12 protein-coding genes and 1 pseudogene are annotated in these 10790 nt (G+C 70.3%); 7 read left to right on the top strand and 6 right to left on the bottom strand.

Annotated elements, in window-relative coordinates; translation table 11 throughout:
- Together Q0588_RS07340 and purM are read right to left on the bottom strand one after the other, a co-directional pair.
- Positions 1-655 (bottom strand): M28 family peptidase (locus tag Q0588_RS07340; protein WP_298745162.1); only part of this gene is annotated, 655 nt, incomplete at its 3' end.
- Between the two features lie 62 nt (positions 656-717).
- Entirely contained in the window at positions 718-1779 is a 1062-nt protein-coding gene (gene purM / locus Q0588_RS07345) for a phosphoribosylformylglycinamidine cyclo-ligase (RefSeq protein WP_298745164.1), read from the bottom strand.
- A gap of 80 nt (positions 1780-1859) precedes the next feature.
- Between purM and rnd the strand changes: the two genes are divergently transcribed.
- Positions 1860-3008, top strand: coding sequence for a ribonuclease D (gene rnd, locus Q0588_RS07350; RefSeq protein ID WP_298745167.1), 1149 nt, complete (start codon positions 1860-1862; stop codon positions 3006-3008).
- A gap of 132 nt (positions 3009-3140) precedes the next feature.
- Here rnd and Q0588_RS07355 read toward each other — a convergent pair whose 3' ends face one another.
- Positions 3141-3605: a peptidylprolyl isomerase gene (locus Q0588_RS07355; RefSeq protein WP_298745170.1), complete on the bottom strand. Its 465-nt coding sequence runs from the start codon at positions 3603-3605 to the stop codon at positions 3141-3143.
- Between the two features lie 65 nt (positions 3606-3670).
- Here Q0588_RS07355 and Q0588_RS07360 point away from each other — a divergent pair, with 65 nt between their 5' ends.
- Complete coding sequence (locus tag Q0588_RS07360) at positions 3671-4381, top strand: RlmE family RNA methyltransferase (protein ID WP_298745173.1); 711 nt, start codon at positions 3671-3673, stop codon at positions 4379-4381.
- Positions 4382-4383: 2 nt separating this feature from the next.
- Here the strand turns inward: Q0588_RS07360 and Q0588_RS07365 are convergent, their stop codons facing one another.
- The 3 genes from Q0588_RS07365 to Q0588_RS07375 are packed head-to-tail and all read right to left on the bottom strand — an operon-like array spanning position 4384 to position 5611.
- Complete coding sequence (locus tag Q0588_RS07365; RefSeq protein ID WP_298745176.1) at positions 4384-4740, bottom strand: PIN domain-containing protein; 357 nt, start codon at positions 4738-4740, stop codon at positions 4384-4386.
- Positions 4737-5012, bottom strand: a complete 276-nt coding sequence (locus Q0588_RS07370; RefSeq protein ID WP_298745179.1) for a hypothetical protein — start codon at positions 5010-5012, stop codon at positions 4737-4739. Before Q0588_RS07370 ends, Q0588_RS07365 begins: the two co-directional genes overlap by 4 nt.
- 50 nt (positions 5013-5062) lie before the next feature.
- Entirely contained in the window at positions 5063-5611 is a 549-nt protein-coding gene (locus Q0588_RS07375) for a DUF2061 domain-containing protein (RefSeq protein ID WP_298745182.1), read from the bottom strand.
- 131 nt (positions 5612-5742) lie between these two features.
- Between Q0588_RS07375 and guaB the strand changes: the two genes are divergently transcribed.
- The 5 genes and pseudogenes from guaB to guaA all read left to right on the top strand — a co-directional run.
- Positions 5743-7200 carry an IMP dehydrogenase gene (gene guaB, locus Q0588_RS07380; protein ID WP_298745185.1) on the top strand — a complete coding sequence of 486 codons (1458 nt, stop codon included), beginning with the start codon at positions 5743-5745 and terminating at the stop codon, positions 7198-7200.
- Between the two features lie 15 nt (positions 7201-7215).
- On the top strand, positions 7216-7614 hold the full coding sequence (locus tag Q0588_RS07385) for an MAPEG family protein (protein ID WP_298745187.1): 399 nt from the start codon (positions 7216-7218) through the stop codon (positions 7612-7614).
- 9 nt (positions 7615-7623) lie between these two features.
- Positions 7624-9036: an RsmB/NOP family class I SAM-dependent RNA methyltransferase gene (locus Q0588_RS07390; RefSeq protein ID WP_298745190.1), complete on the top strand. Its 1413-nt coding sequence runs from the start codon at positions 7624-7626 to the stop codon at positions 9034-9036.
- Positions 9033-9680, top strand: coding sequence for a 5'-methylthioadenosine/S-adenosylhomocysteine nucleosidase (locus tag Q0588_RS07395; RefSeq protein WP_298745193.1), 648 nt, complete (start codon positions 9033-9035; stop codon positions 9678-9680). Before Q0588_RS07390 ends, Q0588_RS07395 begins: the two co-directional genes overlap by 4 nt.
- Positions 9677-10186: pseudogene (gene guaA, locus Q0588_RS07400) on the top strand (glutamine-hydrolyzing GMP synthase); the annotation flags it as partial. The gene Q0588_RS07395 and the pseudogene guaA, both read left to right, overlap by 4 nt.
- Between the last annotated feature and the right edge of the window lie 604 nt (positions 10187-10790).

Genomic DNA, 10790 nt, shown 5'->3' on the forward strand with positions numbered 1-10790 from the left:
CGGAGTTGCCGACGATGTCGTTGTTCAGATTGGCCTCGACCCGCCAGCCCTGGGCCTGGGCGTAGTCGGCCAGGATCTTGCCGCCGAGCAGGCCCTGCTCCTCGCCCGACAGGACGGCGTAGACCAGGGTGGCGTCGAAGCGGCGCTTCGACAGCACCCGGGCGGCCTCCAGCACGGCCGCCACGCCCGAGGCGTCGTCATTGGCGCCCGGCGCGTCGTCGGTGGAATTCATCACGTCGGTGACGCGTGAATCGATGTGGCCCGAGATGATGATGACCCGGTCGGGGTCGCCGCCGCCGCGCTGGACGGCGACGATGTCGACCACCTCGGTCGGCGTCGGCACGCGCGCTCCGGTGACCGTGTCCGAAGGCGTCACCACGGTCAGGCAGCCGCCGCAGTCGCGGCTGATCGCCTCGAACTGTCCCTGGGCCCAGCGCCGGGCCGCGCCGATTCCGCGCGTGTCCGAACGGGTGTCCGACAGGGTGTGGCGGGTCCCGAACCCGACCAGCGCTTCGATGTCCGCCCGCATCCGCTCCGGCCGGACCTCGCCGGCGATCTGATGCAGCAGGGCCTGTTCGGAAGAGGCCGGGGTCTGGGCCGCGGCGGCGCCGGACACCAGAAACAGCCCGGCCAGGGCGATCGACAGCGCGCGCATCGGCGACCTCTCAATAGGGAAGGCGCGGACCATGCCGGGGCCGGAGGCGGCGGTCAATGCGGTCAGCCGGCCGCCGGAGCGGCGGACGGATTGGCGGCGAGCTGGCCGCAGACGAAGGCGACCTCGCCGGCGTTGAGCAGGGCGGCCAGCACCGGCTCGGCGTTTTCCGGGGCCACCACAAGGATGAAGCCGACGCCGCAGTTGAAGGTGCGGCGCATCTCATGGTCGGAGATTCCGCCGGTCTCGCCCAGCCACCGGAACACCTGCGGCAGCGGAATGGCGTCCCAGTCGAAGGCGGCGTGCAGACCCTCGGCGATGCAGCGCGGCGGGTTCTCGATCAGGCCGCCGCCGGTGATGTGGGCCGCGCCCCTGACCAGGCCGGCCTTCATCAGCGGCAGCACCGGCCGGACATAGATGCGGGTCGGTTCCATCAGCGCCTGGGCCAGGGTCCGGTCCCGGGCGAAGGGGGCGTCGTCGCCCCACGACAGGCCCGACTTCCCGACCACCTTGCGGATCAGCGAATAGCCGTTGGAGTGCGGCCCCGACGAGGCCAGGCCGATGATCACGTCGCCGGCGGCCTGGCGATCCAGCCAGGGCAGGGCGTGGCCGCGTTCGACGGCGCCGAGCGCGAAGCCCGCCAGGTCGTAGTCGCCCCCCGCATACATGCCCGGCATTTCCGCGGTCTCGCCCCCGACGAGGGCGCAGCCGGCCTGGCGGCAGCCCTCGGCGATGCCGGCGACGACCCGCCGGGCCGCGTCGATCTCCAGCTTGCCGGTGGCGTAGTAGTCGAGGAACAGCAGCGGCTCGGCCCCCTGGGCCAGCAGGTCGTTGACGCACATGGCCACCAGGTCGACGCCGACCCCGTCGTGGCGGCCGGTCTCGATGGCGATCTTCAGCTTGGTGCCGACACCGTCGGTGGTGGCGACGATCAGCGGGTCCTCGAACCCGGCCGCCTTGAGGTCGAACAGGGCCCCGAAGCCGCCCAGCGACGCCTCGGCGCCGGGCCGCCGGGTCGATTTCGCCAGCGGCTTGATGGCGTCGACCAGCATTTCACCCGCATCGATGTCGACCCCCGCATCGGCGTAGGTCAGGCCGTTGCGCCGGCTTTCGGGGGTGTCGCTCATCGGTCACGGGCCTGATTCAGGGGGCGGATTTATGCGGCGGCTCTTGCCACAACCGCATGGCGCGGGGCTATAGCATCCCAATGACGCCGATCACCACCACCGAGGCGCTGCGCGACTTCTGCGCAAAGCTTGCCAACCAGCCGTTCATCACCGTCGACACCGAGTTCATGCGGGAGACGACCTACTGGCCGCGCCTGTGCCTGATCCAGGCGGCCTCGGCCACGGACGCCGCCATCATCGACCCGATGGCCGAGGGGCTCGATCTGGCGCCCTTCCTCGACCTGTTGCGCGACGAATCGATCCTCAAGGTGTTCCACGCCGCGCGGCAGGACGTCGAGATCTTCGTCAAGCTGGGGGCCATGCCCCGGCCGATGTTCGACACCCAGGTGGCCGCCATGGCCGCCGGCTTCGGCGACCAGGTCTCCTATGAGGCGCTGGTGCGCCAGATGCTGCGCCAGGAGGTCGACAAGGGCAGCCGCTTCACCGACTGGGCCCGCCGGCCGCTGTCGGACGCCCAGCTGATCTACGCCCTCGGCGACGTCACCCATCTGGCCGCCCTCTATCCGAAGCTGCGCGACCGCCTGCAGAAGGACGGCCGGCTCGACTGGGTCATGGCCGAGATGGAGGACCTGACCGACCCGGCCCTCTATGACACCGATCCGGAAAAGGCCTGGAAGCGCCTGAAACCCAAGAAATATTCGGCCAGATACCTGGCCGCCTTCGTGGCCACGGCCGTCTGGCGCGAGCGCGCGGCCCAGGAGCGCGACCAGCCGCGCGGCCGCATCCTCAAGGACGAGGCCATCGACGAGATCGCCGCCCAGGGCCCGACCGACGCGGACGCCTTCAACCGGCTGCGCTCGGTGCCCAAGGGCTTCGGCGCCTCGCGCCTGGGACTGGAGCTCACCGCCGAGCTGAACCGGGTGCTGGCCGATCCCGAAGCCCACGCGCCGAAGCTGGAGCGCCCGGCCCACAACCAGCCGGCCCCGCCGTCGGTGGTCGAGCTGCTCAAGGTCCTGCTCAAGGCCAAGAGCGACAACGCCGGCGTGGCCACCAAGCTGATCGCCAACGTCGCCGACCTCGAGAAGATCGCGCTCAGCGACGAGGCCGAGGTCGACGCCCTGCACGGCTGGCGCCGCCAGCTGTTCGGCGAGGACGCGCTGAAGCTCAAGCGCGGCGAGATCGCCCTGGTGCTGAACGGCGCCCGGGTCGAGGTGGTGGAGATCGAGTAGGCAACAGGCAGTAGGCAGTAGGCAGTAGGCAGTAGGCAGTAGGCAGTAGGCAGTAGGCAGTAGGCAGTAGGCAGTAGGCAGTAGGGGTGCCAGCAGCCGAATTTGCTACTGCCTAATTCCTACTGCCTTGTTTTAGCCCACCGTCGCCTTGACGATCTTGCCCGGCGAACGGGGCGGTTCGCCCTTGGGCAGGGCGTCGACGTGGTCCATGCCCTCGATGACCTGGCCCCAGACCGTGTACTGGCGGTCGAGGAAGGTGGCGTCGTCGAGACAGATGAAGAACTGGCTGTTGGCGCTGTTCGGGTCCGAGGTCCGGGCCATGGAGCAGACGCCGCGCACGTGCGGCTCGGCCGAGAACTCGGCCTTCAGGTTGGGCTTGGACGAGCCCGAGGCGCCGGTGCCGGTCGGGTCGCCGCCCTGGGCCATGAAGCCGGGGATGACGCGGTGGAAGACCACGCCGTCGTAGAAGCCTTCCTCCGCCAGCTCGGTGATGCGGGCCACATGGCCGGGGGCCAGGTCGGGGCGCAGCTTGATGATCACGTCGCGGCCTTCGCCGTCGCCGGTGTCGAGAGTGAAGGTCAGGGTTTCGTCGGCCATCGGCGCGCTCCTTTGAATGTCGCGGGGTCATAGCCCGTGAACGCCGTCGGGGCTATGGGAGAGCCATGAGCGACGACGAAAAGCCCGCCGAACGCCGCCGCATGGTGCGGCCGCCCTCGGGCGGGACGGCGGCCGGCCGCGGCATGGGCGCGAAGATGAAGACGGCGGCGGACAAGTCGATGTCCAGCCAGCAGTGGATCAAGCGCCAGCTGTCCGACAAATGGTCCGAGCGCGCCCGCGCCGAGGGCTGGCGCAGCCGCGCCGCCTTCAAGCTGCTGGAGATCGACGACCGCTTCCATCTGATCAAGACGGGCAGCCGGGTCATCGACCTGGGGGCCGCGCCGGGCGGCTGGGTGCAGGTGGCGCTGAAGCGCGGGGCGAAGGCGGTGGTCGGCGTCGACCTGCTGCCGATCGAGCCGATCCCGGGCGCCACCCTGGTCCAGGCCGACTTCACCCATCCGGGGGTGGACCGGCAGATGATCGAACTGCTCGGCGGCGCGCCCGACCTGGTCCTGTCCGACATGGCCCACAACACCGTCGGCCACCGCCAGACCGACCATTTGAAGATCATCGCCCTGATCGAGATCGCCGCCGACTTCGCCATCCGCACCCTGAAGCCGGGCGGGCATTTCGTGTCGAAGAATTTCCAGGGCGGCGACGCCGGCGGCGTGCTGGCGCGCCTGCGCGCCGAGTTCGAGACGGTCAAATACGTCAAGCCGGAGTCAAGCCGCAAGGACAGCGCCGAGGTGTTTCTGGTGGCGATGAACCGGCGGTAGGGTCAGAGACGGTAGGGAATCTGCACCTTCACAAGTCCGCCGAAGTCGCGCTGATCCCGCGTCAGCAACGTCAGGCCATGCACCTGTGCCGTTGCGAGGATCGCGGCATCGGGGAGCTTCAGGCGAGTATCGCGCCGAATGACCGCCGCCGCCTCGGTGACGGCTTCGTCGATCTGGATAGTCTCGACGTCATTCAATACGTCTCTGACGGCCTGAACCGTCGTCACCGGGCCAGACAAGAGTTCGATCCGGCTGATGACGCTGATCGCCGCGGAGCGATGTGAACGCAGAACGCGGCGTGCTTCCTCGTACCCTGAAGTGAAGTCGATCAGTATGTTGGTGTCGAACAGTACCTTCATTCGCCGGCAGCGATCAGCCGCTGCTCGATCCGCTCGTCAATCTCGTCCCACTCCGAACGGAGCCGCCGCTGATACTCCAACCCGTCTTCGACCTGGCCCTTCCAGATGCCGAAAGCGGCGTCGATATTGGCGAGCCGCCGTTGTTCATGATAGTCGGCGATCATCCGACCAATGCTCTCGCGCACCAAAGCCGCGCGCGACTTCTTCTGCGTCTGACCCATTTCGGCCAAGGCAGCGATCTGGTCGTCGGGGATGTCAATCAGGGTGCGCATGTGGGAACGATATACAAATGATCCGGAAAGTCGATATCGACTTCACGATATCAGGCCGAGGCCAGCTCCGCCGCCTGCCGGGCCCTGCGCGCCTCGATCCGGGCCCATGCCCGGTCGTGGATTGTGAAGAAGACCGTCTGCACCAGCGGCTCGATGAGGCCGATGGCCAGGGCGGTGCGCCACTCCTGGGTCAGGGCGAAGGCCACCGTCACCGCGACCACGAAATGCGTCACGCCATAGGTGACGGACTTGAGCGCGATCTGCCTGAGCGAGCGGGGCAGGGCGTGGCTGTGGCCGCAGTGACCGTGGGCGCGGATCTGCTCCTCGGGGGCCATGATCTGCAGGCGGGCGGTGAAGGCTTCGGACGCCTCCTCCAGCCCCGAGAGCATTCGCCGGTGCTCGATGCGGTGCCAGATGCGGTCGTGGATCGAATAGGCGATGGTCTGGAAGAACGGTTCGACCACCCCGACGGCCAGGGCCAGCCGCCAGTCGCGGGTGATGGCGAAGGCGACGAGGATCGCCACCACCAGGTGCATCACGCCATAGCTCGCGATCTTGAGCGCGAGGCGGCGGGCGGTGCTGATGAGCATCTGAACCATGCCTCTCCCAGATGTGGGGCCGGCGCCGCAGCAGGCAAGCCAATTGTTCTTATCGTCATCATAGGCGCGAGCGGCCCTTGCGGTTCCCGGCCTTCCACCGCTATACGCGGCCCGCAAAACGGAGACTCCTCATGGAGATACGCGAAGGGCTCACCTTCGACGATGTTTTGCTGGAACCCGGCCCGTCAGAGATCATGCCCGCCGACGCGGATGTCTCGACGCAGCTCACCCGCGACATCCGGTTGAACATCCCGCTGGTCTCGTCGGCCATGGACACGGTCACCGAGACCCGGCTGGCCATCGCCATGGCCCAGGCCGGCGGCCTCGGCGTGCTGCACCGCAACCTGTCCGTGGAGGAGCAGGCCGATCAGGTCCGCCAGGTCAAGCGCTACGAAAGCGGCATGGTGGTCAATCCGGTCACCGTGACGCCGGACACCACCCTGGGCGAGGTCCGCGCCATCGTGGCGCGCAAGAAGATCACCGGCTTTCCGGTCGTCGATCCCCGATCGGGCAAGCTGGTCGGCATGCTGACCAACCGCGACATGCGTTTCGACACCGATCCGAACCGCCGCGCCGCCGAACTGATGACCACCGGCGACCTGGTCACCGTGCGCGAGGGCGCCGGCCGCGACGAGGCCCGCGAGCTGCTGCGCACCCGCAAGATCGAGCGCGTCATCGTCGTCGACGAGGACTATCGGGCCGTCGGCCTGATCACCATGAAGGACATCGAGAAGGCCCAGGCCTTTCCCAGCGCCGCCAAGGACGAACAGGGGCGGCTGCTGGTCGGGGCCGCCTCGACCGTCGGCGACAGCGGCTACGAGCGCTCGATGGCCCTGGCCGAGGCGGGCGTGGACGTGGTCGTCATCGACACCGCCCACGGCCATTCGATCGAGGTGGCGCGGGCCGTCGAACGGGTCAAGCGCGAGTCGAACCGCATCCAGGTGGTGGCCGGCAATGTGGCCACCTACGACGCGGCGCGCGCCCTGGTCGACGCCGGGGCCGACGCGGTCAAGGTCGGCATCGGTCCGGGCTCGATCTGCACCACCCGCATCGTCGCCGGCGTCGGCGTGCCCCAGCTGACCGCCATCATGGAGGCGGTGCGCGGCGCCCGCGACAGCGGCGTGCCGGTGATCGCCGACGGCGGCATCAAATATTCGGGCGACCTGGCCAAGGCCATCGCCGCCGGCGCCTCGGTGGCCATGATGGGCTCGATGTTCGCCGGCACCGACGAAAGCCCGGGCGAGGTCTTCCTCTACCAGGGCCGGTCCTACAAGTCGTACCGCGGCATGGGCTCGGTCGGGGCCATGGGCGCCGGTTCGGCCGACCGCTACTTCCAGAGGGAGGTCGAGACCCAGAAGCTGGTGCCCGAGGGCATCGAGGGCCAGACGCCCTACAAGGGGCCGATCGCCCCGGTGCTGCACCAGATGGTCGGCGGCCTGCGCGCCGCCATGGGCTATGTCGGCGCCGCGACCATCGCCGACTTCCAGCAGCGGGCGCGGTTCGTGCGCATCACCGGGGCTGGCCTGCGGGAGAGCCACGTCCACGACGTGATGATCACCCGCGAGGCGCCGAACTACCGGCAGGGCTGAGCAGGGGGGCGGGCCATGGACATGACTCCCGAGTTCACCCTGCTGGCCCTCACCCTGGTGCTGGCGCTGGTCCAGATCGGCGCGGCCGGCCTGGCGCGCACCGCGGAGCTGGGCGTGAAGTGGAACGCCGGGCCCCGTGACGGCGAGGTCCCGCCGCCGGGCCGGCTGGCCGGCCGGCTGATGCGGGCCCAGGCCAATCTGTTCGAGACCCTGCCGGTCTTCGCCGCCGCGGTGATCATGGCGCAGATCGCCGGCAGGGACGGCGCCCTGACCTTCGTCGGGACCCACCTCTACTTCTTCGGGCGGCTGGCCTATCTGCCGCTCTACGCCTTCGGCGTGCCCTACATCCGTTCGCTGGTCTGGCTTGTCGCCGCCGCCGGGCTGGTGATGGTCATCGCCGCCCTCTTCCTTTGAAAGCCTGACTTGACCCCCGCCGCCCGTCTCGCCGCCGCCGCCTCCGTCCTCGACAGCATCGCCCAGGGGCGGGCCCCCGCCGAGGTCGTGCTCAAGGCCTGGGGCGCCGCCAACCGCTATGCCGGCTCCAAGGACCGGCGCGCCGTGGCCGACCGCGTCTACCGGGTGCTGCGCGCCCGCGGCCGGCTGGTCTGGGCCATGGGCGGGCGCGAGGACGGGCGGGCGCTGGTGATCGGCTCCCTGGCCCTGATCGACGGCCTGTCGCTGGAGGAGATCGAGGCCCTGCATTCGGGCGAGGGCTATGGCCCGCGGCCACTGTCGAAGCAGGAACGCGCCCGGATCACGGCCGGGGAGGGCGACCTGCCCGGCTGGGTCGCGGCGGGCCTGCCCGAATTCGTGGTCGAGGACCTCAAGGCGACCTTCGGCGAGCGCTGGAGCGCGGAGGCCCGCGAACTGATGGCCCCGCGGGCGCCGATCGACCTGCGGGTTAACACGGCCAGGGCCGCGGTCGGCGCCGTCGCCGCCGAATTGACCGCCGCCGGCCTCGCGCCCGAACCGACCCCGTTTTCGGCCCGGGGCCTGCGCCTGTCGTCGGAGCCGCCGCCCAACGTCCAGGCGCTCGAGGCCTTCAAGGCCGGCCATATCGAGATCCAGGACGAAGGCAGCCAGATCGTCACCTGGCTGGCCGGCGCCGGGCTGAATTTCACGCCGGACAGCATCGTCGTCGACTATTGCGCCGGAGGGGGAGGGAAGACCCTCGCCCTGGCCGTCCAGGCGCTCCCCGACGCCGACCTGTCGCGGGTCGTCGCGCCGAAGCCGGCCGGATGGTCGCCGACCGGCGCCGACGAGGCCGCCGCCGCCGGCGCCGCGCCGCCGGCCTCCGGCATGCGACTGATCGCCTGCGACGTGGTGCAGAAGCGGCTCGACAACATCCGCCCGCGTCTGGCCCGCGCCGGCGTCGCCGCCGATCTGCGCCTGATCGGCCAGAACGGCGGCGGGGTCGAGGAATTCAACGGCAAGGCCGACCTGGTCTTCGTCGACGCCCCGTGCAGCGGCTCGGGAACCTGGCGCCGCCGCCCGGAGGACGCCTGGCGGCTCAAGCCCGACGAGGTCGAGCGCCTGCACGCCCTGCAGCTCCGCATCCTCGCCCAGGCCGCGGCGCTGGTGAAGCCGGGCGGCCGTCTCGCCTATGTCACCTGTTCGATGCTGAGCCGCGAGAACGAGGCAGTCGCCGACGCCTTCGAGGCCGCTCACGCGGGTTTCCAGCCGCTGCCGGTCGCCGGCCTGACGGGCGCACCGACGCTCACGGACGCCGCCCGCGAGACCCTCGGCGCCCGGGCCGCCGGCCATCGCCTGCGCCTGTCGCCAGCCTCGACCCACACCGACGGCTTCTTCCTCGCCCTCTACGAGCGTCGGGCGTGAGCCGCGACTGGGCCCTGTCCCGCTTCGGTCCGAAGACCGTCCTGGGCGTCATGGCCGCCGAACCGGAATACGGCCCGGCCCTGAGGGCGCGCATCCGGCCGCTGATCACCGGCGTCGGCCCGGTCGAGGCCGCCGCCGCCGTCGCCCACGCCCTGGCCGAACTCCGCCGCGAAGCCGCCCTGCCGGACCTGATCGTCTCGCTCGGCTCGGCCGGCTCGCGCACCCTCGACCACGCCCGCGTCTACCGGGTGTCGCATGTCGCCTACCGCGACATGGACGCCAGCGTCCTCGGCTTTCCGCCCGGCGAGACGCCTTATCCGCGCCTGCCCGCCGTGCTGGCGCTGGCGGAGGGGCCGGCGGCCCTGCCGCCGGCCCGGCTGGCGACCGGGGCCAGCGTGGTCTCGGGCGCCGCCTATGACCGTATCGACGCCGACATGGTCGACATGGAGACCTTCGCGGTGGTCCGCGCGGCCGCCCGTTTCAGCGTTCCGGTTCTGGGCCTGCGCGGCGTCAGCGACGGCCGTTCGGACCTGTCGGCCCTGTCGCACTGGACCGACGCCCTGGCGGAGGTCGACGTCCGTCTGGCCGAAGCGCTCGACCTGTTGCATGACCATTTCACGCCCGCCGCCCCGGAGTCCGCATGACCGCCCCCGCTGATCACCAGAAGGTCCTGATCGTCGACTTCGGCAGCCAGGTGACCCAGCTGATCGCCCGCCGCCTGCGCGAGGCCAGCGTCTATTGCGAAATCCATCCGTTCGACAAGGCCGAGGCGGTCGTCGACGAGCTGAAGCCGCAGGCCATCATCCTGTCCGGCGGTCCCGCCAGCGTGCTGGAGCCCGACAGCCCGCGCATCGGGCGCAAGCTGTTCGACCTCGGCCTGCCGATGCTGGCCGTCTGCTACGGCCAGCAGCTGCTGTGCGACGTGCTCGGCGGCCGGGTCGAGGGCGGCCACCACCGCGAATTCGGCCGGGCCGAGATCGTCATCGCCGCGGAGACCCCGCTGTTCGCCGGCATCGGCGCCGTCGACCATCGCGAGCCGGTGTGGATGAGCCACGGCGACCGGGTCGTCGCCATCCCCGAGGGCTTCAGGGTCGTCGCCACCTCGGCCGGCGCCCCGTTCGCGGCCATCGCCGACGAGGCGACCCGCCTGCCGGGGCCGGCCTCGTTGCTGCCGGCGACGGCCGCCCCGTAGATCGGCGCGCGGGACCGTATCCGTGGAACCGCGTCGCGGGGCGGAGCCGCCGATAATGACCGGACAGGTTCCGAACGTAGGGATGCTTGCTGGGCCGAACGACGGTGGGGACAATCGTGGTGCTGATGGTGGCGTGGATCGCGGTGGCACTCGCGTCCCTCGGCCGATGGTCGGCCGGCGGGACGGGTCCCCGCGCCGGGGCGACGGGACCGCGCGACCCGGAAGCGCCGCCGAAGCGAGGCAGCGACCGGGGAGCGCCGGCGGCGAATGCGGCGGAGCAAGCGCCGGCCGCTCTTCCCGTGCCGCCCGCCCGACCGCAGGCGAGCGCCGGCCGAGTCACGGGTCAGTGCATCTCGCTCGGTTCGCGACGCCCGAGCAGCGGCCGCGATCCCGACTCGCCGATTCTGGCTGATGATCTTGGTAAGCTCCGCCTCGAGTTTTTCGATCGGCTCCTCGTCCTCCCGAGAGATATGGATCACTCGATCGCGTTCATCGCCACCTGTCGCCGTTATCACAACTCGCAGCGCCGTGTCGGAGCTTGACTGGATATCGGAGGGGAAAC

Source organism: uncultured Brevundimonas sp. (assembly GCF_937870815.1).
Classification (GTDB): Bacteria; Pseudomonadota; Alphaproteobacteria; order Caulobacterales; family Caulobacteraceae; genus Brevundimonas.